27 protein-coding genes are annotated in these 25,778 nt (G+C 36.3%); 22 read left to right on the top strand and 5 right to left on the bottom strand.

Annotation, left to right across the window (positions count from 1 at the left end):
- Positions 1 to 49: 49 nt before the first annotated feature.
- From ACFRAE_RS06665 to ACFRAE_RS06655, 3 genes are read left to right on the top strand one after another with little or no spacing between them, the layout of a single operon-like run.
- Complete coding sequence (locus ACFRAE_RS06665; protein WP_422796350.1) at positions 50 to 532, top strand: hypothetical protein; 483 nt, start codon at positions 50 to 52, stop codon at positions 530 to 532.
- 36 nt (positions 533 to 568) lie between these two features.
- Complete coding sequence (locus ACFRAE_RS06660) at positions 569 to 2,626, top strand: tetratricopeptide repeat-containing sensor histidine kinase (RefSeq protein WP_422796349.1); 2,058 nt, start codon at positions 569 to 571, stop codon at positions 2,624 to 2,626.
- A 38-nt stretch (positions 2,627 to 2,664) separates the two neighbouring features.
- Entirely contained in the window at positions 2,665 to 3,297 is a 633-nt protein-coding gene (locus tag ACFRAE_RS06655; protein WP_422796348.1) for a response regulator, read from the top strand.
- Here ACFRAE_RS06655 and ACFRAE_RS06650 read toward each other — a convergent pair.
- On the bottom strand, positions 3,294 to 3,884 hold the full coding sequence (locus tag ACFRAE_RS06650) for a Crp/Fnr family transcriptional regulator (RefSeq protein ID WP_422796347.1): 591 nt from the start codon (positions 3,882 to 3,884) through the stop codon (positions 3,294 to 3,296). The genes ACFRAE_RS06655 and ACFRAE_RS06650 overlap by 4 nt on opposite strands.
- 130 nt (positions 3,885 to 4,014) lie before the next feature.
- Here ACFRAE_RS06650 and ACFRAE_RS06645 point away from each other — a divergent pair, with 130 nt between their 5' ends.
- Together ACFRAE_RS06645 and ACFRAE_RS06640 are read left to right on the top strand one after the other, a co-directional pair.
- A complete protein-coding gene (locus ACFRAE_RS06645; protein WP_422796346.1) occupies positions 4,015 to 4,734 on the top strand; it encodes a LytR/AlgR family response regulator transcription factor in 720 nt (239 codons plus the stop codon).
- Positions 4,735 to 4,852: 118 nt separating this feature from the next.
- Positions 4,853 to 5,614 carry a hypothetical protein gene (locus ACFRAE_RS06640; RefSeq protein WP_422796345.1) on the top strand — a complete coding sequence of 254 codons (762 nt, stop codon included), beginning with the start codon at positions 4,853 to 4,855 and terminating at the stop codon, positions 5,612 to 5,614.
- Between the two features lie 360 nt (positions 5,615 to 5,974).
- On the opposite strand, the gene ACFRAE_RS06635 is transcribed toward ACFRAE_RS06640, so the two are convergent.
- Positions 5,975 to 6,670, bottom strand: coding sequence for a carboxypeptidase regulatory-like domain-containing protein (locus ACFRAE_RS06635; protein ID WP_422796344.1), 696 nt, complete (start codon positions 6,668 to 6,670; stop codon positions 5,975 to 5,977).
- A 181-nt stretch (positions 6,671 to 6,851) separates the two neighbouring features.
- Here ACFRAE_RS06635 and ACFRAE_RS06630 point away from each other — a divergent pair, with 181 nt between their 5' ends.
- On the top strand, positions 6,852 to 7,367 hold the full coding sequence (locus ACFRAE_RS06630; protein WP_422796343.1) for a hypothetical protein: 516 nt from the start codon (positions 6,852 to 6,854) through the stop codon (positions 7,365 to 7,367).
- A gap of 187 nt (positions 7,368 to 7,554) precedes the next feature.
- On the opposite strand, the gene ACFRAE_RS06625 is transcribed toward ACFRAE_RS06630, so the two are convergent.
- Positions 7,555 to 8,061: a phosphoheptose isomerase gene (locus tag ACFRAE_RS06625; RefSeq protein WP_422796342.1), complete on the bottom strand. Its 507-nt coding sequence runs from the start codon at positions 8,059 to 8,061 to the stop codon at positions 7,555 to 7,557.
- Positions 8,062 to 8,172: 111 nt separating this feature from the next.
- Here ACFRAE_RS06625 and ACFRAE_RS06620 point away from each other — a divergent pair, with 111 nt between their 5' ends.
- From ACFRAE_RS06620 to ACFRAE_RS06575, 10 genes are all read left to right on the top strand, one after another.
- Positions 8,173 to 10,404, top strand: a complete 2,232-nt coding sequence (locus ACFRAE_RS06620; protein WP_422796341.1) for a helix-turn-helix domain-containing protein — start codon at positions 8,173 to 8,175, stop codon at positions 10,402 to 10,404.
- A 36-nt stretch (positions 10,405 to 10,440) separates the two neighbouring features.
- The gene (locus ACFRAE_RS06615) at positions 10,441 to 10,668 is read left to right on the top strand and encodes an AtpZ/AtpI family protein (RefSeq protein WP_422796340.1); all 228 of its coding nucleotides are present in this window, start codon (positions 10,441 to 10,443) and stop codon (positions 10,666 to 10,668) included.
- Entirely contained in the window at positions 10,661 to 11,065 is a 405-nt protein-coding gene (locus tag ACFRAE_RS06610) for a hypothetical protein (protein WP_422796339.1), read from the top strand. The genes ACFRAE_RS06615 and ACFRAE_RS06610 overlap by 8 nt, the downstream gene beginning before the upstream one ends.
- A gap of 52 nt (positions 11,066 to 11,117) precedes the next feature.
- Positions 11,118 to 12,242: a F0F1 ATP synthase subunit A gene (gene atpB / locus ACFRAE_RS06605; RefSeq protein WP_422796338.1), complete on the top strand. Its 1,125-nt coding sequence runs from the start codon at positions 11,118 to 11,120 to the stop codon at positions 12,240 to 12,242.
- Positions 12,243 to 12,279: 37 nt separating this feature from the next.
- Positions 12,280 to 12,471: an ATP synthase F0 subunit C gene (gene atpE, locus ACFRAE_RS06600; RefSeq protein WP_156306020.1), complete on the top strand. Its 192-nt coding sequence runs from the start codon at positions 12,280 to 12,282 to the stop codon at positions 12,469 to 12,471.
- Between the two features lie 108 nt (positions 12,472 to 12,579).
- On the top strand, positions 12,580 to 13,080 hold the full coding sequence (locus ACFRAE_RS06595; RefSeq protein ID WP_422796337.1) for a F0F1 ATP synthase subunit B: 501 nt from the start codon (positions 12,580 to 12,582) through the stop codon (positions 13,078 to 13,080).
- A gap of 25 nt (positions 13,081 to 13,105) precedes the next feature.
- A complete protein-coding gene (atpH, locus tag ACFRAE_RS06590; protein ID WP_422796336.1) occupies positions 13,106 to 13,651 on the top strand; it encodes an ATP synthase F1 subunit delta in 546 nt (181 codons plus the stop codon).
- Between the two features lie 59 nt (positions 13,652 to 13,710).
- Positions 13,711 to 15,285: a F0F1 ATP synthase subunit alpha gene (atpA, locus tag ACFRAE_RS06585; protein ID WP_422796335.1), complete on the top strand. Its 1,575-nt coding sequence runs from the start codon at positions 13,711 to 13,713 to the stop codon at positions 15,283 to 15,285.
- Positions 15,286 to 15,354: 69 nt separating this feature from the next.
- A complete protein-coding gene (gene atpG / locus ACFRAE_RS06580; protein WP_422796334.1) occupies positions 15,355 to 16,233 on the top strand; it encodes an ATP synthase F1 subunit gamma in 879 nt (292 codons plus the stop codon).
- 417 nt (positions 16,234 to 16,650) lie between these two features.
- On the top strand, positions 16,651 to 17,328 hold the full coding sequence (locus ACFRAE_RS06575; protein ID WP_422796333.1) for a sterol desaturase family protein: 678 nt from the start codon (positions 16,651 to 16,653) through the stop codon (positions 17,326 to 17,328).
- Positions 17,329 to 17,379: 51 nt separating this feature from the next.
- Here the strand turns inward: ACFRAE_RS06575 and ACFRAE_RS06570 are convergent, their stop codons facing one another.
- Entirely contained in the window at positions 17,380 to 18,426 is a 1,047-nt protein-coding gene (locus tag ACFRAE_RS06570) for a 3-oxoacyl-ACP synthase III family protein (RefSeq protein ID WP_422796332.1), read from the bottom strand.
- A gap of 68 nt (positions 18,427 to 18,494) precedes the next feature.
- On the opposite strand from ACFRAE_RS06570, the gene ACFRAE_RS06565 reads away from it, so the two are divergent.
- The 4 genes from ACFRAE_RS06565 (at position 18,495) to ACFRAE_RS06550 (ending at position 23,323) form a co-directional block, all read left to right on the top strand.
- Complete coding sequence (locus ACFRAE_RS06565; protein WP_422796331.1) at positions 18,495 to 18,776, top strand: ATP-dependent Clp protease adaptor ClpS; 282 nt, start codon at positions 18,495 to 18,497, stop codon at positions 18,774 to 18,776.
- An 85-nt stretch (positions 18,777 to 18,861) separates the two neighbouring features.
- On the top strand, positions 18,862 to 21,339 hold the full coding sequence (locus ACFRAE_RS06560; protein ID WP_422796330.1) for a TonB-dependent receptor domain-containing protein: 2,478 nt from the start codon (positions 18,862 to 18,864) through the stop codon (positions 21,337 to 21,339).
- A 59-nt stretch (positions 21,340 to 21,398) separates the two neighbouring features.
- Positions 21,399 to 22,214, top strand: a complete 816-nt coding sequence (locus ACFRAE_RS06555; RefSeq protein WP_422796329.1) for a 3-keto-disaccharide hydrolase — start codon at positions 21,399 to 21,401, stop codon at positions 22,212 to 22,214.
- Between the two features lie 62 nt (positions 22,215 to 22,276).
- Positions 22,277 to 23,323 (top strand): SGNH/GDSL hydrolase family protein, encoded by a 1,047-nt coding sequence (locus ACFRAE_RS06550; RefSeq protein ID WP_422796328.1) that lies wholly within the window; start codon positions 22,277 to 22,279, stop codon positions 23,321 to 23,323.
- A gap of 56 nt (positions 23,324 to 23,379) precedes the next feature.
- On the opposite strand, the gene ACFRAE_RS06545 is transcribed toward ACFRAE_RS06550, so the two are convergent.
- Entirely contained in the window at positions 23,380 to 24,081 is a 702-nt protein-coding gene (locus ACFRAE_RS06545; RefSeq protein ID WP_422796327.1) for a YjjG family noncanonical pyrimidine nucleotidase, read from the bottom strand.
- A 121-nt stretch (positions 24,082 to 24,202) separates the two neighbouring features.
- Here ACFRAE_RS06545 and ACFRAE_RS06540 point away from each other — a divergent pair, with 121 nt between their 5' ends.
- Together ACFRAE_RS06540 and ACFRAE_RS06535 are read left to right on the top strand one after the other, a co-directional pair.
- Positions 24,203 to 25,078 (top strand): sensor histidine kinase, encoded by an 876-nt coding sequence (locus ACFRAE_RS06540; protein WP_422796326.1) that lies wholly within the window; start codon positions 24,203 to 24,205, stop codon positions 25,076 to 25,078.
- On the top strand, positions 25,068 to 25,775 hold the full coding sequence (locus ACFRAE_RS06535; RefSeq protein ID WP_422796325.1) for a response regulator transcription factor: 708 nt from the start codon (positions 25,068 to 25,070) through the stop codon (positions 25,773 to 25,775). Before ACFRAE_RS06540 ends, ACFRAE_RS06535 begins: the two co-directional genes overlap by 11 nt.
- The last annotated feature ends 3 nt before the right edge of the window (positions 25,776 to 25,778 follow it).

Genomic DNA, 25,778 nt, shown 5'->3' with positions numbered 1-25,778 from the left:
TTTGGAATTATTTAATGTTAAGTAACTCACCATAAAACACTTAAAAAATATGAACATTGTGCAATTATTCATTAGCCTAGGATTTTCGCAATTGCTAATAGCAGCCAAACTTAGCAAACCTGCTGATGCGGAAATGAGCAATCCCCTATTTGGCAATAACTATTGGATTGTCGAGTCTTCAACTATACATCCTGCTTTAGACTTGGATATGGATGGAAAGCCCGATACGGATGTGTTAATATTACAAGAACCTTGTGATCGAGATGATGCCGATCTTTTCCGAGCAGATGGAGTTATTTTAACCGATTGGGGAAATATACGATGCGATGAAGAAGAAGAAGGGATTACAGAAACAGGAACATGGAAATTTAATCCACAGAAGCAGATCTTAACGATTAAAAAAGATCATTCTAGAAAGTTGATGGAAGCGAAATTAATTCAGAAAACCAGCAATCAATTAACGTTTACAGCCCATCATAAAAGTTCAAAATCGGAGCATGTAATTACGCTCAAACTGAAGAGAAAATTATAATGGATTTATTAATCGCCTTGTCATATATACAAAATCATGAATGTTAGTGGTTTGATTACGCTACAGCTAGGTCTAGATAGAGGTAAGATTTCTCAAATAATCTTGGATAAGGTTCGAGTTTTCATGCTTGTGTTGCTCCTTCAATTGTTAGTATTAGAATCAAATTTTGCGAAAAACTTAGGGTCAATTCCAAGCGACATTTATCGTAAATTGGATTCAGCAGCGTTGATGTGGAATAACAATAACTTTCAGGAAGCTGAACGGTATTTTCAAGATACAGAGCAATTAGCAACTGCGGTTCAAGATCCTTCCATAGCAGTTTTTATAGCGAATCAATATAGCCAATTTCTTTTTCAGCAATCCAGATTCTTAGAGGCTACGGAACAAACAAAAAGAGCAGTCGATTGGAGTCTTCAGTTTTCAGATCGCTCCAAAGCAGCAGCTTCATTAAACAATATTGCATTGCAACAGCATATTCAAGGGAATCTGCAAGAGGCCATTAAGACCTTATTAAAGGCTTTAGAATTATCCAGTGAAATTCCGCAGCCTATCCGAAAAGATTTGCAGAACCGACGGAAATACTTAAATAATTTAAGTGCCTTCTTGTTAGACTTAAAAGACCTGGAGAAAGGTTGGTATTATGCGAAGAAATCTCATGATATCGCTGCGGAATTGAAAGACAGTTTGGGAATGGGTAGTAGCCTTGTCAATATGATGGTTTCTGAAATGCTTTTAGGACGAACAAAAGAGGCAGAAGTTCATGGAAATTTACTGTTAATGATTGGGAAGCAATATGCGCATGCTAGCATGCAGATACAAGCCTATAATAATTTAGCGGAGTTGTATAGAAGGCAAAAGAAATTTAAAACCGCCTTATCGTATTATACGAAAGCATATGCAATATTAAAAACGAATCCATCCGTATCCATGGCTTTTACCTTAATCGGATTTTCGACTGTTTATTTAGAATTAAAAGATTATGCCAAAGCCAATAGCTATTTCGAATTGGCGAATACGAAATCAATTAACGAATTAGGTCTGCCCGATTTAATGGAATTTTATCATGCGGGTACCAAAATAAAAGAAGCCTTAGGCCTTTACCCCTCGGCACTAAGTCTTCGTAAAAAGTACGATTTATTACGAGATTCTATTCGTAATCAAGAAAATCAACGTATGGTCGAAGAGCTCGAGATGCAGTATAACTTAGCCCAGAATAAGGAAGATTTGAGCCAGCGTGATCTCAAAATTATGGAACAACAACTGGAATTGGATCGGAAGAATCTGTGGGTTGGTGTCAGCTTTTCCCTATTGGTATTTATAGGCTTGTTGCTAATCATGCATAATATGAGGCGTGATTTACGAAAAAAAACAAGGCTTGAACGGCAAGAACGACAATTACTACAAGCACAATTAGTTGCAGTAGAAAAAGAGCGATCTCGAACGGCAAAAGAACTTCATGATGGCGTAGCGAGTTTATTAGTTGCTACAAAATTACAAATCCAAGACTATGCAAAGCGATGTATTTCTCCCTCGGGTATGGTGGAAATTATTCAATTAATGGATGCAGCTATTCAAGAAATTCGTGGGATCTCTCATAATCTAGCACCAGAAATGATGCTGAAAGAAGGGCTACCTTATGCCGTTCGATCCTATTGTAGTCGGATGAGTCGAGAAGATCAAACCGTTAATTGTAATATACAGGGAAATTTAGACGCTTTGTCGAAGGATATGCAACTTCATATTTATCGAATTATCCAAGAAGCAGTGAGCAATTTAGTCAAGCATGCTTCGGCCAATGAAGGATTTGTACAAATCATTTTGCACCAGGACCAATTGAGTATAAGTATTGAGGATGATGGAAAGGGATTTAGGTCAGACGATTTGCCTAGCACAGGTTTAGGATTAAAAAATCTACGTTCTCGGGTGGAATCTTTAGGAGGGACTTTAGAAATAATGTCCAATGAACGGGAGGGAACAAGTTTAAATATTGAAGTTGACCTGTCTAAAAAATTCACGGTTGATCGATCAGAAAGAGCGGTTTTCATAAAACCTTATTTCGGAATATTGCGATTGAACGAAGTCAGTCAATTCTAATTGATGCATTTATAAACAGCAAACCATAGTTAAAAAAAATGATGATAAAAATAGGGATAGTGGATGATCATCCATTGATCATTCACGGGATTTTGCAGATGTTAATGGGCTTTCCGATTCAAATCGTTTTTACTGTAGGCTCCGGGAAAGAGTTGAAAAAGGAATTGAACGCAGGGAATTTTCCAGAGATCTTGCTACTAGATATTGAATTGCCTGATATCAGTGGAATATCCATTAGCGAAGAACTTCGCCAAGATTTTCCAGATGTCCAGGTCATCGCTTTATCCAATCATGATGAACCCGTATATGTGCGAAAAATGTTTCGGAGTGGAGCCAAAGGATATGTGTTGAAAGGTACCCAACAACAAGGGCTTATCGATGCTATACAAACGGTGAAGGATGGAGGTCAGTTTATCGATCAAGAAATCAAAGACATTATATTAAAACAAGCTATTCAAGGAAGGAATGCGGTAATTAATGCGAAATTAACTAAGCGTGAATTGGAGATTCTTACCCATATTGCCAATGAACTTTCCAATCTGGAAATAGCGGATAAATTATTTTTAAGCGTGCGGACCATTGAATCCCACAGGCATAGTTTGAATCAGAAATTAAACATTAAAACTACTGCTGGATTGGTGAAGGAGGCTTATTTACGAGGCTTGATTTAATTCTTTAGGGCAATGTTTTTACGAATTCTGCTAAGGCTGTCTTGATGTATGCCTAATAAGGATGCTATATATTTTTGAGGGATCTGCTGTATGATTCGGGGTTGTGTTTTCATGAGGTGTATATATTGTTCTTCGGCATTCATGCAAATGGCATTAATTTGATTGTCTTGTAACCAACGTAATAATAAATCCATGATGATTAATTCTAAATCATACATGTTGGGAATTTGTTTTTTTAATTCCAACACATCCGCTTTATTCCATTCCATTAATTCCACCTCGGTCAAACTTTCCAATGAACAGGTGGAAATTTGATTGTTTAATATATGAATAGGAGTAGAAAGAAAAAAAGGTAAAGAGGTCATTCCTAAGGTGTAATCAACGTGATTTTCTTCCCGAAATAAGCGCACAATGCCATCAAAAAGAAAATACAATTTTTTTACGGTTTTACCTTGTTCCATCAGTATGGTATGGGCAGGAACATGGATAATCTTACTGTGACTTTTAATGATTTCTACTTCTTTTGGCGTGAATAAAATTCCGAAAGGTTGAATAAAACGACATAAAAGATCGAGTTGACTTTTCATAGGAAATGGTTACTGTTTTGGTTTGAGGTTTAAAATTAATAAATTTTGTTTAGATCTCATTATCTGACAATTGTCAGTTTTTGCTGAGGTTGGATGCATTAACTTTGATTAGTATTCGATCTATTGAATTATGAAAAAACTATCCATCTTGATTATTAGTCAGCAAGACTCTTTAAGGGAACAATTAATGAACAGTTTAAAGGATGTTGGGGTTTCCGCAAATGTTTTGGAAAGTAAGCATGCTTTGGAAGGGATGAGGTACTTAAAAATGCGGGAACCGGATGTTTTGTTTTTGGATGTGGAAATTCCTGGGATGTCGGCTTTTGAATTTTTAGACCTAGTAGATTTTCAATCTCCGGTGATTTTAATCGCTAATTGTGGTGGTCATGCTGTCAAAGCTTTTGATTATGGCCTATTTGATTTTTTGTTAAGACCTATTTTACCAGAACGTTTAGCACAAGTTTTGAATAAATTGTGTAGTTCTTGGACTCATCTTTCAGATGATATTATCCAAGATGCGGCGCATTTAAAGAGCTTATTAGTAGGGAAAGGGCGTAAATTAGTTAAGATTGAGGTAGATCATATCTCTCATTTGCGATCTGATCGGGACTATACGTGGATTCATACCATAAATAATGAGGTTTTTTTAAGTAGTATGGGCCTGGGCAAGTTAAAAAGCAAACTCAGTCCATCAAAATTTCTTCAAATCCATCGTTCGATTCTGGTAAATATGGATCATGTTCAAGAATTATTTAAAGAAGATGGCCGCAGCAAGATTATTTTAAAAAATAAGTTGGAAATGAATATTGGAAGGAAATATATGTCGTCGATCAAACCCATGATTTGTTGATCTGCAGGAATCAGTTGCTGGTAAGTAGAATCACGTAATCCTTTAACTCCGTAGTACGGTATATGAAGGAATTGATTTCGTAAAGTAGATTTGTTTCATCATCTAAAATAATTTATAAATGAGACAAATCATACTATTAATCGCTTGTGCATGTTGCATTATTGCTTGTCAGAAAGATAATCAAGTTGGACCCAATTCAGAACGTTTGAAATATGTTCAAAAAATAGTGAAGGTCGAGGATGGAAATGAAATCGAATATGTATTTAACTATAATAGCGAAAATCGATTAATCAGTTATGTGTCTGAGGAGGATGCGGTGTCTGCAGCATTTCAATATGCTACAAATGGTCGTTTATTGACCTTAAAAACAGAATCAGATGGCGTAATGCATACCCTGAATGTGGAATATGATCAAAATGGAGAGCCGAAGAAAGCGACCCTGATAAGTCATCCCAAAGAGGAGCCTGAAGAAGAAGAGCTTACTCAAATTACTTACCAAATGAATCAAGGAAGAGTCAGTAGAATAAGGTATGAACAGCAAAATGATGAAATCATTGATTTTAATTTAACTTATCAAGGGAATAATTTGGTCAAAATAGAAGGGCTGAACACGGACGGATCAATAACCATGACTTCGATATTTGGAAGTCGTAAATCAGCCTTTTTTGCTTCTCGTCAAAAATATGTCTTATTACCAGATTTAATGTTTGATTTTTTTAGTGAAAACGATGTGGTGGAATCTACTTTAGCTATTCCTGATCTTGCAGCGATCAAATTGAAGTATAATAATCAATATAATGAGCTTTCTTATCCAACTCTTATTGAGGAAATAAATCAAGAGAGTGAAATTGAAAGTCGAACGACATTGACCTACAAATAATTAGTTTAATAACCATGTGAATAATGAGCCTAGTTAACCCTTGTGGTTAGCTAGGTTTTTTATTTTTTGTGTCGGTCATGGATAGTCGTTTATGGCTATTCACTAGTTACAGTTATAAGTGAACGCATTAAACAAAAATTTGTTCATGGAGACTTTTGCTGGTTAGTATCAATTTCAGGAAACTTCAATTAGCTATTGCAGTCATTAACGCATTCCCTCTATTAAAGGTGTCTTTTACGAGCTTCCGCATAAAAAGAAGAAGCTGTCCAGGGAGGACAACTTCTAACGACGTGGAAAAACCTAATGTAATGATTAGAAGAGATTGATTATAGAGTTGTAAATTAAAGGCAGAGTAAAGGACTAATTATGATATTCTATTTTGAAACAATTGGTACATTGACCAGGAACTAAAGGGTCAAAGTCAAAGCTGATTTCCTGTTGATAAGGGTCTTGGGTATTCCATTTTCGTAGGCTTAAAGGTTTACCTTCATAGCTTAGCTGTAAACGGTATCGACCTAATGGAATGTCGTGTAAAACTGCTTCTTCAAGTAAGTTGCAAGTTATTTTTTTGCCCATAGATCCATCGATTAAAGGGGTAATTGGGGTTAAAGACACTTCAATTTTTGATTCATCAATATATGTTCCTACTGAATGATCAAAGGTTATCAGGCCGCCATAATTTCCTGTAAGTGGGGCTGGGCGTTGGCCGGTAAGCATCCAAGTAAAATTGCGTTTACCACCTTCGCGACCAAAGCCTGCGGTGTTTTCAGGATGCAAATAGAGCTGATACGCTTGTCCATGATAGTGCTTGCTGAATTTTGCAAAGGCGTACCAAGAGCCTACTGGAATTTCCAATGAATATTGCCCCTCTTCATTCGTGATTGTGCTTAAATGCTGGTTAAATAGGAGGCTATTGTCTATAATAATTTGAACTCCTGATAATTTATTTCCTGAGCGATCGGTGGCTTCTCCAACGAGAAATGCATGACGAGGTTCTATTTCGTTCCTGCTACAGGAAATTTGAAGGAGAACTGCAAGAACAGCTATTTTTTTCATGGTACAAAAATCTCTATTATCAGTTGACGAAAGAACCGCAAGAGTACGAGTCTGTGCAAGTAAGTAGATTTACTTAAGGCCTTGAAAATCGGGCAAGTACCTAAAGGAAGCAATTGGTATTACTACGTAAATTTTGTTGTTTGGGGCACTCTACCTTTGGCAATAACAAAAAACAGAAATAATGAAAAGAATAAAACTTTTAGTGCTCATGCTCTTTGTCTCCTTTACTTTAGTTGAAGGGTTGAAAGCACAATCATTCCTAAAGGGGCAGCAAACCTTACACTTAGGAATTGGATTAGGTGGAGGTATTGGTTTGCCTATTGGATTAGGTTATGAGAAAGCAATTTCAGATCGTATAGGGGTTGGAGCATACGCCGCATTTGCGACCGAGAAGGAATCCTATGGGTCAGGCATTGGTTGGCGATATAATTATATTCTTGCGACAGCGAAGGGCTCTTATCATTTTGCAGTGAAAGGGGAGAAGCTGGATCCTTATGCAGGATTATCCTTAGGATATAATATTGCGTCGGTAAAATGGGAAGGATCCGGATCAGCACCTTTTTCTTCTTCTGCAGGTGGGTTTTTATGGGGTATTCATGTAGGATCTCGGTATTGGTTCTCCGATAAACTGGGTGCATTTGGAGAATTAGGCTATGGAATTTCCTTATTAAATGTTGGAGTAGCTCTTAAATTTTAATTGCCATAAGTTCGTACACTCAAACAAGTGTTTCATAAATTCAAATTAATTTTTCTAGAAAGCACCTACTCAGGTGCTTTTTTATTTATTAAACTGGGTGCTCCGCAAAGCATAGCCATGCGCGTATAAGAACATAAAAAAAGCGTGGAACTTTATAAATTCCACGCTATAATACGTATTAAGGATATTAGATTCCTCTACCGAAATCGTCCTGTACACGAACAATATCATTTTCATCAGAAGGATTGGAAGCATCAGTATGTTGCCAAATTTCTGCGACCACACCGAAGGTACCTAAACCAACTAAACGATGTCTTTCTCCTTGAATTAAACGAATAGTTTCCCCCTCTTTAAGGATTTTTAATTCGTGTTCTTCATCTGTAGGACTCGTTACGACACCTACTTCACCACGAATCACTCGCCATATTTCAGCTCTACGGTGGTGATACTGCCATGATAATCGTTTGTTAGGTCCTACAACTAACACCTTTGGGCTTAATTTTCCAGATATCTTTAAATCTTGAACATCTAAGCCTTCAAAATAAGAGTTTGCAAATTCTTGTGCTTGATCTTCGTTTATTACAAAAAAACCACCCCAGGGTCTGTTCTGGTCAGTGCTTTCAATTTTAAAGCCATTTTCAATCAATTTGGATTCAATTTCTTGAAATAACTCGCTTTTATCAATATATGTCATGGTTACTAAGTTTACTCACGTGAAGATAATATAAGTTTTGTATTAAAACAAACCTTTCTCAAAAGTCAATCCTGTAAATAAACCTATATTTGCAGATATATTAAAAAGGATATGTCATTAGCTGTAGATCAACAAAACGATATTTTTTCGCAAGCCGTTGCATTTGTAAACCAAACGCAACAACCTATTTTTCTAACAGGAAAAGCGGGAACTGGAAAAACTACGTTTTTAAAATATATTCGAGATCATAGTTATAAAAAGATGGCCATCACTGCGCCTACGGGAGTAGCAGCAATGAATGCAGGAGGTACTACTTTGCATGCCTTATTTTGGCTCCCTTTTGGTGTTTTTATCGAGGATTACCCCTTGCAATGGGAGGATAAGGATCAATTTATATACAATAAACATCGCTTATTCAGTACCATAAAATTAACGAAGAACCGAAGAGCGATTCTTCAAGAATTGGAATTGTTGGTTATTGATGAAGTGTCTATGGTTCGAGCGGATACCTTGGATGCTATTGATGTGATTTTGAAAAGTGTACGTCGTGATATGAGGCCTTTTGGTGGTGTCCAACTGTTGTTTATAGGGGATCTTTATCAATTGCCACCTGTAGTTCAAGATCGAGAATGGCAGGTTTTACGCGATTATTATCAAAGTGCATTTTTTTTCGATGCGAAAGTATTCAAGCAACAACCTCCTATCCTCATAGAACTGAAGAAAATTTACCGACAACAGGATGAGAATTTTATCCGAGTTTTAAATAAAATCAGAAATAATAATACAAGCCAAGAGGATCTCGAAGAATTAAATGTACATTTTCAGCCAGATTTCGTACCTGAAGAAGGGGAGCAATACATTACATTAACTTCTCATAATCGGCTTGCTGAGCAAATCAATCAAGAGAAATTAGATAGTCTTTCCAGTGCTTTGCATCAGATTAAATCCATCATCAAAGATGATTTTCAAGCCTCAAGTTTTCCAGCAGATGATACGTTAAGTTTACGGGTGGGAGCACAAGTTATGTTTATTAAAAATGATGTTGGCGAGGATAGGCGTTATTTCAATGGAAAGATAGGGACGGTAAAGGACATTAATATTGACAAACATCAGGTGATTGTCTCTTTTCCAAATGAGGAAGAGGATGTGACTGTCAAAAGAGAAACTTGGGAAAATATCCGGTATTCTTATAATAAAGGCGATGACAAAATCGAAGAAGAAATTTTGGGTACATTTTCTCAATTTCCTCTGCGTTTGGCTTGGGCCATTACCATACATAAAAGCCAAGGACTGACTTTTGATAAAGCGATTATAGATGCAGGGACTTCGTTTGCAGCAGGGCAGGTGTATGTCGCGCTGTCACGGCTTACAGGATTGAAAGGATTAGTCCTGCGGTCTAAAATACCGAGCTATGCGATTAGGACAGATTTTCAAGTGGTGAGTTTCATGCAGCAAATGGAGGCTATGGGGGACCTTACACCTATTTTGCAAGAAAGCCAACGAAGATATTTAGGACAGATCTTATTGCAAAGCTTTAAATGGTCTATGATGACTGAGGAGCTAGAGGCATTGATCAAAGAACAGGAAGGTAAAAAAATTGAAGGGAAAGAGGAGGCTTTACAGGTACTAAACGCCATATTTTTACAGTTAAAGAACCAGGAGCAAGTGGCTAATAAATTTATCACACAGCTCTATCAATTGCTTTCGGTGAAAGTAAATACAGATTATGATAAAATCTGTGAGCGTTCAAAAGCTGCGGTCAATTGGTTTATCCCTAACTTCGAAAAAGAATGTTTGAAACCATTGGAGGAACATATTGAGGTATGGAAAGTTAAAAAGAGAACTAAAAAGTACATCGAAACGCTGAAAAGTATCTTATTAGATTTCAAGCGGAAGTTCGAACAATTAAAGCATAGTTTAACTATTTCGGAAGCGCTCACAAAGACAAGTGATACACTAAGTGAGGAGTTACTCAAGTGGAATAAGCCTAAAGATGAGCTGGTTAAAACCAGTGATGAGGAAAAAGAAAAAGACAGCAAACAAGTCACATTAGATATGTATTTGGATGGTTTAGATATTGCAGAGATTGCCGTGAAGCGATCGATGGTTGAAGGCACCATTTATGGGCATTTAATTCCCTTCATTGGAATAGACCTGGAAGCTAAGGATTTGGTTCCGGAACCGCTGTTAAATGAAATAATTACCCATTTGCTAGAACATCCAGAAGCCTCCGCTACGGAGATTAAAAACCTGATGGGCACACGAGTAGACTATCCGGCGATACGGATTGCGCAAAAACATTTGGAATTAAGGAAGGTGCAGGATGCCAATACCTCGTATTAATCCTTATATTTGCGAATAATTGATTTATAAATAGTTTTGAGGGATTCTAAATCAAATGTAAAAGCCAACAAATGGATGGTTTTTATTTCCATGCCTTTTCAAATGGGAATAACCATCTATGCATTCTATTGGCTTGGCACTTGGTTAGATGATAAATATCAGTTAACAGGCGAATGGGCGATGAAAGGCTCGACTTTGTTAGGGGTATTTGTTTCCATATATCAATTCATAAAACAAGTAAATTATATCAATAAGAATGAATAAATACATTATGTTTTTTATAATCCTATTGATTGTGACGGCGGCAGGGTTTTCAGCGCATTATTTAATGTTGTCTGCATTTGGTCAGGATCATTGGTGGATTGGCTCAGGATATAGTTTGCTTGGGATTTACGCATTTAATTCCATTACTTCATTAGTAATGTTGTTTGCGTTGGGTGGAGCGATGTTTTCTCTAGAGAAACAATTTGGTTTTGTGTTTCTTGGAGGCGTCTTACTGAAAATGATTGCTTCCTATATTTTTATTCAAGAAGGTTTAGGCCTTTTAGAGAATAATTTTTTGGAGTTAAACTTTTTAGGTGTGTTTTTTCTATTCCTATTCTATGATATTTATGTGGCCTTTAGACTGATAGATCAGCAGCATAATCCGAAAGGGAATTAAAATTTCAAAAAGTTTAAACAAAAGTGATTTAATGCCAAATAAAATTGTAATTTTGCGCAAAATTTGTTATAATTCAACATCTGTTAAAATGGTGAGTCCTAGGAAAGTACTTTTATTATTGACGTTTTTAATGGTTTTATTTGCTCCAGCACGATTGTTGGCGGGGGAAGTAGGAGGCGAACAGGGAGCTGATTCTCAAAGAAAAGAGATTAAGGAATATACCCAACACCACTTACAAGATGACCATTACTTTTCATTAGCTTTAGACAAGAAAGCTGGAAAGCATTATGGATTCCCTTTGCCAGTTATTTTAATTGATAATGGATTTCATGTATTTTCCTCTGCTGAGTTCCAATACGGCGAAGCAGTGGTAGAGAAAAAGGGTAATTATTACAAACTTTACCATGGGAAAATTTATAAAACGGATGCAGCAGGTACATTGACTTATGATGAAGAACATCATCCGACCAATGCAAAGCCTTTGGATTTTTCGATCACAAAAAATGTGGTTGGATTACTTTTAGCAACAGTTTTATTATTTATTGGATTCATTAGCTTAGCTAAAACGTATAAAAATGGAGCGAATGCCATTCCAAAAGGAATTGGTCGTTTTTTAGAGCCTTTAGTACTTTATGTACGTGATGAAATGGCTGTTCCAAATATAGGTCATCGTTATAAAGAATTCATGCCCTATTTATTGTCGGTTTTCTTTTTAATTTTCTTATTAAATTTATTAGGCTTAACTCCGCTAGGATTTAATGTTACGGGAAATATCTCTGTAACCTTATGTTTAGCAGTGTTTACCTTCTTAATTACCAATTTTAAAGCAAATAAGGATTATTGGAAGCATATTTTTTGGATGCCAGGTGTTCCTGTACCATTTAAATTTATTTTAGCTCCAATCGAAGTATTGGGTTTGTTTACCAAACCTTTTTCATTAATGCTTCGTTTATTTGCAAACATTACTGCTGGTCACTCGGTCGTAATGGGGTTAATCGCCATCGTCTACTTGTTTCAAAATCAACTGACGGTTGGTGGTAGTATCGGAGTTTCCATGTTGTTGACGTTGATATTATTCTTCTTAGAACTATTGGTAGCTTTTTTACAAGCATTTATTTTCACGATGTTGTCCTCCCTATTCATAGGTATGGCTGTGGAAGAACATGCGCATCATTAATTAGAATTTTTTGTTAAATATTAAACTATAAATTTTTATGATTCCAAATTTAGTAGGAGCAGGTTTGATCGTTATCGGAGCTGGTATTGGTTTAGGTAAAATTGGTGGTTCTGCAATGGAAGCGATTGCTCGTCAACCAGAAGCAGCATCAAAAATTCAAACTGCGATGATCATCATCGGTGCACTAGTAGAAGGTTTAGCATTCGGTGCTTTAATCTTAGGTGCATAATTCTAGATGAATTAAAAAAACTCAACATAACTTGCAACGGTTGGTTGCAAGTTATGTTTTGACAAAAAATTAAATTAAATCATTCGTAATCTATTATTAAAGACATAAATGGACGCATTAATTAATCAGTTTTCCTTAGGCTTAGTGTTTTGGCAAGCTATTATTTTATTAGTTGTTATTTTCATTCTAGGCAAGTTTGCTTGGAAACCTATTGTAGATGCTTTAGAAGAGCGTGAAAAAGGTATTTCTGATGCATTGGCATCGGCAGAGAAGGCGAAGTTAGAAATGGCTCGTTTAACGAATGAAAATGAGCAGTTATTAAAAGAAGCTCGTGAAGAACGCGATTTGATTTTAAAAGAAGCCAAAGAATTGAAAGATAAAATCGTTGCTGAAGCGAAAGCAGTAGCGCAAACTGAAGGTGGTAAATTGATTGAACAAGCAAAACGTGAAATCGAAGACCAAAAGTTAAAAGCTTTAGCTGAGGTTAAAAATCAAGTTTCTGCATTGTCTTTGGATATTGCTCGCAAAGTATTGACAAAAGAATTTGAAGACCAAAACAAACAAGAAGCATTAGTGGCTGACTTGTTGAAAGATGTTAAATTAAACTAATTGGTTAACAAGAAAAAAAGAACGTATGTCAATTTTTAAAGTAGCTTCAAGATATGCTAAATCATTAATTGATTTGGCTACGGAACACCACAATTTGGATGATGTGAAAGCAGATATCGATGGCGTTGTTTCAGTGATTAAATCGAATACGGAACTTCAAGCTGTATTGAGCAATCCGATAATAAAAACGGATCGTAAATTGGCGATTTTGGAGGCTTTATTTCAACAAAAAGTAAAACCAGAGATATTAGCATTTTTTACTATCATGGTGAGAAAAGGTCGTGCAGAATTGATATATGCAACGGCACAAGAATTTGTTCGCGAGTATAATGAAGTGAAAGGTATTGTTCATGCAGAAGTAGTTTCTGCAGCGGCATTGTCTGAGCAAAATATACAAGCCTTGACTGCGCAAATAGCGAAAGAAATTAATGCGGAGGTGATACTTAGTAATAAGGTCGATCCTTCCTTAATTGGTGGATTTGTAGTCAATGTAGGAGACAAGCAATTAGATGCGAGTATCTTAGGAAAATTGAATAAATTAGAAAGACATTTCCAGACTTTAGGAGTATAACTCTGAAGATAGGATAATAGATAAAAATAGAATAAAAAACCCCTTATACGAATTTAACAATGATAGAGGTAAGACCAGATGAAGTTTCGGCAATTCTTAGAGAGCAATTGTCAGGCTTTAAGTCAGCGGCCGAATTAGAAGAAGTGGGAACTGTACTTCAAGTAGGAGACGGTATTGCACGTATTTACGGCTTAACAAAAGTTCAATCAGGAGAGTTGGTTGAGTTTGCAAACGGATTACAAGGTATTGTATTAAACTTAGAAGAAGACAACGTAGGTGTTGTACTTTTAGGTCCGTCAGACACAATCAAAGAAGGTGACACCATCAAACGTACTAACCGTATTGCATCTATAAAAGTAGGTGAAGGTATGTTAGGTCGTGTGGTAAACACATTAGGTCAACCTATTGATGGTAAAGGTCCTATTGTAGGTGAAACTTACGAAATGCCTATTGAGCGTAAAGCTCCTGGTGTTATCTATCGTCAACCAGTAACAGAACCATTGCAAACAGGTATTAAATCAATCGATGCGATGATTCCTGTAGGTCGTGGACAACGTGAGTTGGTTATTGGTGACCGTCAAACGGGTAAAACGGCGGTATGTATTGATACCATCTTAAATCAAAAAGAATTTTACGATGCTGGTGAACCAGTATTCTGTATTTATGTTGCGGTAGGACAAAAGAATTCTACTGTAGCGAATATTGTTCGTGTATTGGAAGAAAAAGGTGCAATGCCTTATACAGTTATTGTATCTGCTTCTGCTGCTGAACCTGCACCTATGCAATTCTATGCGCCAATGGCTGGAGCTGCTATCGGAGAATACTTCCGCGATACAGGTCGTCCTGCATTAATTGTTTATGATGATTTATCAAAACAAGCGGTAGCTTACCGTGAAGTATCTTTATTGTTAAAGCGTCCTCCAGGTCGTGAAGCTTATCCAGGTGACGTATTTTATCTTCACTCTCGTTTATTAGAGCGTGCTGCTAAAATCAACTCTTCTGATGAGATTGCACGTAACATGAATGACCTTCCTGAGTCTATTAAACATTTAGTAAAAGGTGGTGGTTCATTAACAGCACTTCCTATTATTGAGACTCAAGCAGGTGACGTTTCTGCTTATATTCCTACCAACGTAATTTCGATTACTGATGGTCAGATCTTCTTAGAATCTAACTTATTCAATGCAGGTATTCGTCCAGCAATTAACGTAGGTATTTCGGTATCTCGTGTGGGTGGTAATGCACAAATTAAGTCGATGAAGAAAGTAGCAGGTACCCTAAAATTGGATCAAGCACAATACCGTGAGTTGGAAGCATTTGCTAAATTCGGTTCGGATTTGGATGCGGCTACTAAAGCGGTATTGGATAAAGGTATTCGTAACGTTCAAATCCTTAAACAAGGACAATATTCTCCAGTATCAGTAGAGAAACAAGTTGCTATTGTTTACGCAGGTACTAAAGGTTTATTACGTAGTGTTCCTGTGGATAAGGTAAGACAATTCGAGGAAGAATACTTGACTCAATTGGAGCAACGTCATCCTGAAGTATTAGCTGCGCTTAAAGCAGGTAAATTTAGCGATGAATTGACTGATGTATTAGAAAAAGTTGCTAAGGAATTAGCGTCAAAATATTAATTAGATATGAGGTATTAGACAATAAGGATTAATTTTTATTGTCTAATAGCTTTGTTCTAGAAAAATCATATGGCAAACTTAAAAGAAGTTAGAAATCGGATTACCTCCGTATCCTCTACGCAACAGATTACCAAAGCAATGAAAATGGTTTCTGCGGCCAAATTGAAGCGCGCTACGAATGCTATTGTCCAACTACGTCCATATGCGACTAAATTGAGAGAAATTTTAGCACAGGTATCTGCTTCAGTGGAGGGCAATAATTCTCCTTTTACTCAAGATCGTATTCCTACCAAGGTATTAATCATTGTCGTGACTTCGAACAGAGGTTTAGCGGGAGCTTTCAATGCGAATGCCATTAAAGCAACTAATAACCTGATAGCGAATAAATATGCTGATCAATTTGCTCGTGGAGATGTCAGTTTGATTGCAATCGGTAAAAGAGGTCAAGATTTTTTCTCAAAACGTAACTTCCAAGTAATTGGTAATCATAATGAGCTTTTCAATGATTTAAATTTTGAAAATGTTTCAAAAATTACCGAATACGTGATGGAACAATTTAAAGAGGGAAATATTGATCGTGTTGAGGTGGTTTATAATCAATTTCGTAATGCCGCAGTTCAAGTTTTGACTACTGAGCAAATTCTACCTCTTTTGCCAGAAGAAAAAAATGAAGATGTTGCAGAACTTGATTATATCATTGAGCCATCTAAGGAGAAAATTATTGAAGAATTAATTCCTAAAGCAATAAAAATTCAATTGTTCAAAGCTGTATTAGACTCTAATGCTTCTGAGCATGGAGCTCGTATGACTGCTATGGATAAGGCAACTGAAAATGCAGGTGACTTATTAAAGCAATTGAAATTGTCGTACAATCAAGCGCGTCAAGCTGCTATTACAACCGAACTAACGGAAATTGTATCTGGTGCTGCTGCGTTGTCCAACGGCTAAATAAAGATAAAACGTATAAGGAAGAGCTGCCCATGGCAGCTCTTTTTTTTGCGCGCAAATTTGAATTGATAATTAATATTCTATAGTTATATAACTTAGGTTTAATAGCTTGGTTTTTAATTGTTGGAATCCCTCTTTTTCTGAATTCCTCAGTTATATCGTTTTCTTTTTAGGGTTTTAGTATAGCAAGTGATTGATAATGAGTGTTATTTTCTCGTTTAGCACCTTGCCTTATTTGCTGTGTTAACTCAATTGTATAGACTTAATTTTTGAACATTATCCTTGAATTGTCAAATTTATAATGTTTTTATACAATATTAATTTCATTTCTTAATTTTGTTTTAACTATAGGGAAATATTGGATTTTTTCAGTGTTTTTTATTAACCGTTTTATTTTAGTTGTTAAATTTTAGTGTTATGGCAAGGAAATTATATATTTCTAATTCTACAGAATCATCGAGGATGTTTAAAAATAATTTTTTAGAATCTTTGACCAAAGTTCACTGGTCAGTTCCATTGATTTTTTGGATTCCTGTAATATGTTTATTTATCTGGAGGGCGATAGTTCAAGGTGGCTTATCCATAGGTACTGTAGTCTTTTATTTTGGTTTTGGATTAGCATTTTGGACACTTGCTGAATATTTATTACATCGATTTGTGTTTCATTACCATCCTAGCTCAAGTTGGGGTCAACGTATTCATTTTATATTTCATGGCGTACATCATGATTTTCCAAAGGATAGGCTTCGATTAGTGATGCCTCTATCGGCTAGTATTCCCATGGCATCCATCATATATATCCTATTTAGTTTATTTTTTAATACGTTTACTTTAGCTGGGTTTTTTGCTGGTTTTCTTGTTGGCTATTTAATTTATGATGAATGCCATTATGCAATGCATCATGCAAATTTTAAATCTGGTTGGTTTAAGAAAATTAAAGATCATCATATGTTGCATCATTATGCGGAACCTGAAAAGGGATTTGGTGTAAGCTCTCCCTTTTGGGATAAAATATTTCAATCGGGTTATTTGAAAAAGAAGGAATCGAAAACGGATAAACCTGAAAATATGCAGCACTTCAAGCAATCGCTATAAAAAAAGTCTCCAGTTCAACTGGAGACTTTTTTTATAGGTTTGAACGCTGTTTTACCACCTGATTAATGCAGAACCCCAGGTGAAGCCTGCACCAAATGCAGCTAAACAGATGAGGTCTCCATCTTTTATTTTTCCTTCTTCCCAAGCTTCACATAAAGCAATGGGTACAGATGCTGCGGTGGTATTTCCGTATTTTTGAATATTATTGAAAACTTGATCATCTCGAAGACCTAATGTCTTTTGTACATATTGAGATATTCGTAAATTAGCTTGATGAGGTACTAGCAGGTCCATGTCTGCAGGGCTGAGGTTGTTTTTCGCCATGGCTTCGACAATAACTTCAGGGAATTTTACTACTGCTTTTTTGAATACAGCTTGCCCATCCATGTACGGGAATGCCGAACCATCTGCTAACATTTCTTCAGTCATTAGCATTTGACCCAATTCTACGTCTGGCCACTTAGGCTGGTTTTCTAGGTAGCTACCCGCAGATGCCCCAGGGTAATACATAGCTAGTTTTTCAGCTTCAGAACCATCTGAATGAAGATGAGTACTGAGAATACCTTTCCCCTCCTCTTGGGTGGGCTGTAATACAACAGCACCTGCGCCATCGCCAAATATGACAGATACGGATCTACCGCGTGTAGAAAAATCTAACGCATAGGATTGTTTCTCGGAACCCACGACTAATATGTTTTTATACATACCCGTTTTAATAAATTGATCGGCTATGGATAGGGCATAGACGAAACCAGAACATTGATTTCTAACGTCCAATGCACCTATTTCTTTCATTCCCATTTCACGTTGTAATAAAACACCGCATCCTGGGAAATAATAATCTGGAGATAGGGTGGCAAATACAATAAAATCTATTTCTTCGGCACTGGTGTTTGCACGTTGTATGGCAATTTTGGATGCTTCTACGGCCATGCTCGTGGTAGTTTCTCCAATTCGATCTGCATATCTACGCTCTTTGATGCCGGTACGTTCTTGGATCCATTCGTCGCTGGTCTCCATAAACCGTGTTAAATCATTGTTTGTATATATGTTTTTAGGCACATAGTACCCAATACCTGCAATCTTCGAATGTAACATAGGAATAATTTAAATAAACTATTTGGCGAAAATACAGAATTTTTGAAAAATAAACATATTTTTGCCTTATGAGTGTCGAGGTAGAGCAGGAAACATTTAGCCTGGAAGAAATTCTTGCATCCATAAAGGATTCGCATAAACTAATTTTGTGGAATGATGAAGTCAATACATTTGACCATGTGATATTCTGTCTAATGCATTATTTGCAATATTCGGGAGAGGAGGCTACACGCATCGCTTTTAAAGTTCACAACGATGGTAAATGTATTGTTTTAGAAGGATCCATAACCGAATTGGAGGTGTATCGCAAAATCTTAAAAACCGAAGGATTAACGGTTTCTGTCGAATAGCAATTAAGTAATATTAAGGTTACTTATCTGTTACTTCGTGTTTTTATATGCAACTTTACGGATATCATCACAGCTTAGATATCCTATGTATATTACTAGAATTTCCATTTTTTTCTTATTTATTGCTCCATTTTTTGCCTATTCTCAACAAGCGCAACTATCTGGTACTGTTTATCAACAAGATAGTGTAACGGTTTTTGTTGGTGCAAGTGTAAGTTTATTATCTACAGAAAATAACCGTGCAGTTCGCAGTCAACAATCAGGTGAGCAAGGGAAGTTTTTATTGAACAATGTTCCTAAAGGCACGTATACCTTGCAAATTAGCGCACTGGGCTACCAAACCTATAGTAAAGCTGATGTCAAAATTTCGGGTAATGAGACCTTAAATTTAGGCAAAATTGCTTTGGTAGAGCAGGGGGAAGAATTGGCTGAAATATTGGTGCAAGGAAAGTTGCCCGATTTACAAATAGGAATTGACAAGAAAGTTTTTGATGTATCGCAAAGCTTAGTGAGTGTCGGAGGCTCCGCGCAAGATGTATTGGCCAATGTGCCTACATTGCAATTGCAGTCTGATGGTTCCATTAGTTTAAGAGGGTCGACCAATGTCCGCATTTTAATAGATGGGAAGGAATCTGCTATGGCAGGATCTGATATCAATGCCTTTTTGCAGTCTTTGCCAGGAGATGCGATTTCCAAAGTAGAAATTATGACGAACCCGTCGGCTAAACATGATGCTGAAGGACAATCGGGTATCGTTAATATTATCTTAAAGAAAAATATACGAACAGGTTTAAATGGCTCGGTCAATGTATCTGCGGGTACTTATGAAAATGCGCAAGCTGGAGTCACTTTAAATTATAGACCAGGAAAGGTAAACTATTTTGGTAGTTACAATTTTTCCAAACGCAATATGGTTGGTGAAGGATTTACCGATAATACAGATTTTATCAATGGAATGGTGCAACCTACTAGTCCTCGGACTCGAAATGAGGAAGAAAGTACGAGAAAAGGGGACAACCATACCATCCGCTTGGGTACTGATTATTATGCGACAGAGAAAACAACCCTCAGTTTGGCTGGTAATTTAAGCTTAAGATCTAATAATAGGACTCAAGACTTTAATTATTTCTATTGGAATCTGCCGGGTTATGGAGCTACCGGTTTTAGGAATTCGAAACAATTAGAAGATGATTTAGGCATTGATGTTCAGTTTGATTTTAAACATGGTTTTAAACGGGAAGGTGAGGAAATCATGGCGAATGTATCATTTGGTAATGATACAGAGGATGGAACCAACAACTTCTTTCAAGAATATGCGAGTGGGAAGGCAAATTTGAATCGTAGAAATACGACTTCAGAGGCCGGTAGAAATTGGAACTTTCAGTTAGACTATACCTTACCATTGGGCGAAGAACATAAATTTGAAGCAGGTTATCGTAGCATCATCCGTAATTCGGAGGACACTCAATTTTCCCTGTTAGATTCTATAGGTGGACCTTTGTTGCCGGACTATAATGTGAGTAATAATTTTGACATGGAAAGCTTGGTTCATGCCTTGTATGTTAATTACCAGAAGAAATTGACAGAAAAGTTTGGAGTTCAAGTAGGATTACGAGCAGAACAAGCGAATTTAAATTCGACCTATTATGGCTTAAATCCATCTAATCCGACAAAGACCGATGGCAAATTGGATTATTTCAGACTTTACCCAAGTGTGTTTTTAAGTTACGATGTAGGAGATGGACAAAGTGATAAGGTTCAATTAAGCTATACAAGACGGGTAGAGCGACCACGAGGATGGCAGGTGAATCCATTCATCGATATGTCCAACGAACAAAGCTATATGCAAGGAAATCCTAATTTAATGCCACAAGATATTCATGCCTTGGAATTGGGTTTTTCAAAATTCTATGACAATTGGAATTTCGTAAGTTCTGTTTATTACCGTAGATCTAATGATGTATCTCAGCCGTTTATCTATCCGGATTCCTTGATAGCTGATATTGTCGGGGATCGAAGTAACATTACTTATTCCAGATGGGAAAATGTTGCCGATAATAATGCGATGGGCTTTGAACTAATTTCAAAGGTCAATCTATTTAATTGGTGGGATGTTACAGCGAATGCAAACATGTTTTACAATCAAATGAATCCAAAAGCAGCATTTGATGTGAAACCTGTTTCTAATTTTAATTGGCACGGTAATTTGAGTACAAATTTAAAAATGACACCTACTTTTTCTGCACAAATCAGAGGGGATTATCGATCAGGAATGCGAAGTTTACAAGGAAAAATGGATCCAATGATGGGTGTGGATTTAGCATTAAAGAAAGATCTTTTAAATAATAAAGCGAATTTAACGTTAAATGTTAGGGATGTTTTTAATTCTAGAAAATTTGAAATGTCCAATATTTTACCGGATAGACAAGTGAATTTTTCTCATCGCTGGATGAAGCGAATGGTGAATTTGAGCTTTACATACCGATTCGGGATACAAGATAGAAGTAAGAAAAACCGCGAAGAAAACATGGATATGGGCGATATGGGAGGCCAACAATTTTAATACTTGTTATTACAAATTCTTTCAATTAATTTAGACTTTTAAAATAATCAACTATACATATGAAAAGAAATTTTGTTTTTGTTATGATAAGCACTATCGGTTTAGCACTTAGTTCATGTGCGACGAAAAATGCCACTGTTGCTGATCCCAATGCTCCAGCCTATGAATTATTAGATCTTCCTAAAGTAAGTATTAAAGACTTTAAGAAAAACTCTGCAGGCGCTTATGTGATTTTTGACGGATCATCATTAAACGGATGGAGAGGATATAATAAAAGCCATGTGCCAAGTAAATGGAGTATTGACAATGGGACATTAAAATTTTCTAAAAGCCCTGCTGGCATTCAAAATGCGGAAGGTGGAGATATCATTTTTGCGCATGATTTTAAAAATTTCGAATTGGAATTTGAGTGGAGAATTTCGCAAGCTGGAAATTCAGGGGTATTCTTCTTAGCCAAAGAGGTGAAGGGACAACCGATCTATATTTCTAGTCCGGAATATCAATTATTAGACAATGTTAGTCATCCTGATGCTAAACAAGGAGTAGATGGAAATCGTAAATCAGCATCATTATATGATATGATTCCGGCTAAACCTCAGAATTCTTTCCCAGCTGGAGAATGGAATAGAGCTAAGATTGTGGTGAATAAAGGAAAAGTTACCCATTACCAAAATGATGAGAAAGTAGTAGAATATGAATTTTGGACTCCTGAATGGACTCAATTACTACAATCCAGTAAATTCAGTAAAGAAAAATGGCCATTGGCATTCGAATTGTTGAATAGTGTTGGTGGAAAAACTAAATCGGGTGTAATTGGATTCCAAGATCATGGTGATGATATTTGGTTGAAAAATGTAACCGTTAAAGTATTATAATGAAGATATCCTTCAATATTTGGAAAGAGAGCTTATTGAGCTCTCTTTTTTGTATGTTAATTTTGCTGAGTAAAGGCCAAGATAAAACTTGGCAAAGTCCGCTGGATGCAACGATGATTTCAGGTCGTTCAATTGAACTAGAACCGCAAGATGGCTTCGGGAGACTTCCGAATACGTATAAAAATCAGGTTCGAGAGTCTGTTTGGAATTTAGGATTACAGGCTGCTGGTGTTTATGTTGACTTCAGTACCGAAGCAGATAGTATTTTTGTGCGGTACCAAGTCGCCGGTGGTTTGAACATGCCGCATATGCCAACAACAGGAGTAAGTGGGCTCGATTTGTATGCATTTGATCCGAAGGATAAGGAGTGGAGTTGGGCGCATGGAAGGTATCAGTTTCGAGATACCATACAGTATAGTTTTGAAAATATAGGACATCATGGAAATAAGGTGTATCGCTTGTATTTACCATTATATAATCAAGTGCAATGGTTGGAGATTGGTACTTCATCCAAATATACTTTGGAATTTAAAAAGGAATCTAGCAAACCGATTGTTATTTATGGTACTTCCATTGCCCAAGGTGCCTGTGCAAGTCGTCCAGGGATAGGTTGGACAAATATTTTAGGAAGATTAATGAATAAACCAATCATCAATTTAGCGTTTTCAGGTAATGGTCGATTGGAACAACCTATTCTGGAAATGATGAATAAAATAGATGCGGAAGTTTATGTGCTGGATTGTATTCCAAATTTGTCATTAAGAGGTGATAGAACAGCAGATGAACTCGCGAAGCTTATTGAGGATGCCGTTTCTTTCTTACGGAAAGATCATCCGCATGTCCCTATTGTGTTGACAGGCCATAGCTCTTCGAACGTAAAAGGGGTTCTAAATCTGGGTACTGAAAATGAATATACAGCAAGTACTAAAGTGGCGGAAGAAACTGTAAAGGCATTGCAGAAAAAAGGTATTAAAAAATTGCATTGGTTAAGTTCTTCCAGTATCCAATTAGATGTAAATTCTACTGTGGACTATGCCCATCCGAATGATATCGGTATGAAAAAAATTGCAGATGCTTATGAAAATATTTTGAGGCGCCTGGTAAAATAGTTGGAAAAATCTCCAATTTATTTACAGATTATCTTTTAGGAAAAACGTGCAAGGGCTTATAAAATTTCTTGAAGTTCTGCGAGGTCTTTGATCATGTAATGAATATCTGCTGGTTTTTCAACTTGATTAGGGTTGAAATAAATGGCGTCTATTCCTGCATTGATAGCTCCTCGGACATCCGCGTCAATATTATCACCAATCATGAGGCTCTGATCCTTATGGGCTATTCCGAGTTGCAATGCATGTTGGAATATGCGGGGGTCGGGTTTATTAATTCCAATCAGTTCAGAAATAACGATGTTTTCAAAGTATTGGTAAAGGTTGCTATGCGCTAATTTTTTTTCACAGGCTTCTTTAAAACCATTGGAAATTAAATGCATTTGATATTTTCCCTTTAAGTACGTCAATGTCTCATGTGCATGAGGAAACAGATTCGTTTTTGTGGGACAAATTTCTAAATAGTCATTTTCAAATGCTGTAGGAAATAAATTAGGGTCTACTCCTAATTGCGAAAAGGTATCTGCAAAACGTAGATGTCTTAAGGTGGTTTTATCGATTTGGCCATGATGATACAGGTTCCATAAGCGATGATTGTTTAAGGTATATGCTTCAATAAATCGATCTGGGGAAGATGAGTTAAATAGTTGTTGAAATTTATATTTTTTATATAACTCTTGAAGTGTTTCTTCGGCATTTTTATCGAAATCCCAAATGGTGTGATCTAAGTCGAAGAATAGGTGCTTTTTATCCGTAAACATAGTCAAAGATAGGTTTAAGGAACTGGGTAGGCAAATGTTGATTCTAAGTTTACTGTCATAAAGTTTTTGGAGTTTTCTTATCCATGTGTATTTAAGTACCTTTGCAATTGAGAATATACGTATGAAAAAAGCCTTATTTCTATTTTACTTTTTATTCTTTTATGCAATAACCCAATTATTATGGTGGGGGATAATCCTAATTAAGTTTGAGCCAGACCGTAAAGGGATGATCATAGGAGAAGGATTAATCTTTTTATTCATTTTTGTTTGGGGTGCATTTCGATTAAAAAAACACGTCAATCGAGAACATGAGATCAATCAACAACAGCAAAACTTTTTGTTAGCGATCACACATGAATTAAAATCGCCATTGGCATCGGTAAAACTATATATTCAAACGATTCTAAAAAGAGAATTAGAACGGGAGAAACAGAAGGAATTTTTAAATAATTCGTTAAAAGATATAGAGCGATTGGATGATTTGGTGGAAAATGTTTTGTTGACGACGAAGTTAGAGAATCGAGCGTATCAACTGCCAAAAGAAGAAATCGATATGAGTTCATTGGTTGAAGAGGTGATAGATCGATTGCAGAAAAATGCGTGCAAAACTCAAGTCATAAAGGCTGATCTAGTATCTGGTATTCTCCTCAAGGCCGATAAGTTTGCCATCACCAACGTAATTACCAATTTAATTGAAAATGCGGTCAAATATTCTCCACCATGTGCGACAGTGCATGTCAATTTATTCGTGCAAGGAAACGATTTGATATTTTCTGTGGCCGACCATGGAGAAGGAATACCGGCTGAGGAAAAAAAACTTATCTTTAATAAATTTTACCGAGTAGGTAGTGAAGCGACTCGCAAAACTAAAGGAACAGGTTTGGGGTTATATATCGTAAAAACAGTTTTACAAAAACATTATGCTACCATCAAGGTAAAAGATAACACACCTACTGGGAGTATTTTTGAAGTAACATTTGAAAATTATGCAAACTAAGCAAAGAATCTTATTGGTAGAAGATGAAGAGCATCTTTTGGAAGCTATCAAATTAAATTTAGAATTGGAAGGATATCGTGTAACTACGGCAACCGATGGTAAGAAAGCCTTAAAATTATTTAAAGAGGAACGATTTAATCTCATTATTTTAGATGTGATGATTCCAGAAATTGATGGTTTTCAAGTAGCAGATACCATTCGCCTACACAATTCTGAGGTTCCAATTATGTTTTTAACCGCAAAGAATAGTTCAGAAGATCGGATCACTGGTTTGAAAAAAGGGGCGGATGATTATTTAATAAAGCCTTTCAATTTGGAAGAGTTAATTTTGAGGGTGAGCAATTTGATTCGTCGTGGTATGAAGGGAGACGATTTGAAAGAATTGAATTCCTACACGATTGGTGATAAAACTATTTATTTTAATTCTTTCGAATTACATCATGCGGATGGGACGATTTCATCTTTAACGAAGAAAGAGACTATGCTTTTGAAGTTGTTAATAGAACGTCGTAATGAGGCCGTATCTAGAGAACAAATCTTAGAGACGGTTTGGAATTATGATGTTTATCCTTCCACAAGAACGATTGATAATTTTATTCTGACCTTTAGAAAATATTTTGAACCGGATCAGAAGCATCCCATATATTTTCATTCCATCAGAGGCGTTGGTTATAAATTTACAGATAACCAGGGATAGGTT

Source organism: Sphingobacterium sp. HJSM2_6, from assembly GCF_049316305.1.
Lineage (GTDB): Bacteria > Bacteroidota > Bacteroidia > Sphingobacteriales > Sphingobacteriaceae > Sphingobacterium.
This window is presented reverse-complemented; position numbering and strand designations above follow the sequence as displayed.

Bases quoted from the DNA above. Each gene is read 5' to 3' on its own strand.
- ACFRAE_RS06655 (WP_422796348.1), top strand. From the start codon at position 2,665: ATGATGATAAAAATAGGGATAGTGGATGATCATCCATTGATCATTCAC.
- ACFRAE_RS06565 (WP_422796331.1), top strand. From the start codon at position 18,495: ATGAGTGTCGAGGTAGAGCAGGAAACATTTAGCCTGGAAGAAATTCTT.
- ACFRAE_RS06650 (WP_422796347.1), bottom strand. From the start codon at position 3,884: ATGAAAAGTCAACTCGATCTTTTATGTCGTTTTATTCAACCTTTCGGA.
- ACFRAE_RS06620 (WP_422796341.1), top strand. From the start codon at position 8,173: ATGTCATTAGCTGTAGATCAACAAAACGATATTTTTTCGCAAGCCGTT.
- ACFRAE_RS06545 (WP_422796327.1), bottom strand. From the start codon at position 24,081: ATGTTTACGGATAAAAAGCACCTATTCTTCGACTTAGATCACACCATT.
- ACFRAE_RS06630 (WP_422796343.1), top strand. From the start codon at position 6,852: ATGAAAAGAATAAAACTTTTAGTGCTCATGCTCTTTGTCTCCTTTACT.
- ACFRAE_RS06540 (WP_422796326.1), top strand. From the start codon at position 24,203: ATGAAAAAAGCCTTATTTCTATTTTACTTTTTATTCTTTTATGCAATA.
- atpE (WP_156306020.1), top strand. From the start codon at position 12,280: ATGATTCCAAATTTAGTAGGAGCAGGTTTGATCGTTATCGGAGCTGGT.
- atpH (WP_422796336.1), top strand. From the start codon at position 13,106: ATGTCAATTTTTAAAGTAGCTTCAAGATATGCTAAATCATTAATTGAT.
- ACFRAE_RS06640 (WP_422796345.1), top strand. From the start codon at position 4,853: ATGAGACAAATCATACTATTAATCGCTTGTGCATGTTGCATTATTGCT.
- atpA (WP_422796335.1), top strand. From the start codon at position 13,711: ATGATAGAGGTAAGACCAGATGAAGTTTCGGCAATTCTTAGAGAGCAA.
- ACFRAE_RS06595 (WP_422796337.1), top strand. From the start codon at position 12,580: ATGGACGCATTAATTAATCAGTTTTCCTTAGGCTTAGTGTTTTGGCAA.
- ACFRAE_RS06560 (WP_422796330.1), top strand. From the start codon at position 18,862: ATGTATATTACTAGAATTTCCATTTTTTTCTTATTTATTGCTCCATTT.
- ACFRAE_RS06575 (WP_422796333.1), top strand. From the start codon at position 16,651: ATGGCAAGGAAATTATATATTTCTAATTCTACAGAATCATCGAGGATG.
- ACFRAE_RS06665 (WP_422796350.1), top strand. From the start codon at position 50: ATGAACATTGTGCAATTATTCATTAGCCTAGGATTTTCGCAATTGCTA.
- ACFRAE_RS06635 (WP_422796344.1), bottom strand. From the start codon at position 6,670: ATGAAAAAAATAGCTGTTCTTGCAGTTCTCCTTCAAATTTCCTGTAGC.
- ACFRAE_RS06535 (WP_422796325.1), top strand. From the start codon at position 25,068: ATGCAAACTAAGCAAAGAATCTTATTGGTAGAAGATGAAGAGCATCTT.
- ACFRAE_RS06645 (WP_422796346.1), top strand. From the start codon at position 4,015: ATGAAAAAACTATCCATCTTGATTATTAGTCAGCAAGACTCTTTAAGG.
- atpG (WP_422796334.1), top strand. From the start codon at position 15,355: ATGGCAAACTTAAAAGAAGTTAGAAATCGGATTACCTCCGTATCCTCT.
- ACFRAE_RS06555 (WP_422796329.1), top strand. From the start codon at position 21,399: ATGAAAAGAAATTTTGTTTTTGTTATGATAAGCACTATCGGTTTAGCA.
- ACFRAE_RS06660 (WP_422796349.1), top strand. From the start codon at position 569: ATGAATGTTAGTGGTTTGATTACGCTACAGCTAGGTCTAGATAGAGGT.
- ACFRAE_RS06625 (WP_422796342.1), bottom strand. From the start codon at position 8,061: ATGACATATATTGATAAAAGCGAGTTATTTCAAGAAATTGAATCCAAA.
- ACFRAE_RS06610 (WP_422796339.1), top strand. From the start codon at position 10,661: ATGAATAAATACATTATGTTTTTTATAATCCTATTGATTGTGACGGCG.
- ACFRAE_RS06570 (WP_422796332.1), bottom strand. From the start codon at position 18,426: ATGTTACATTCGAAGATTGCAGGTATTGGGTACTATGTGCCTAAAAAC.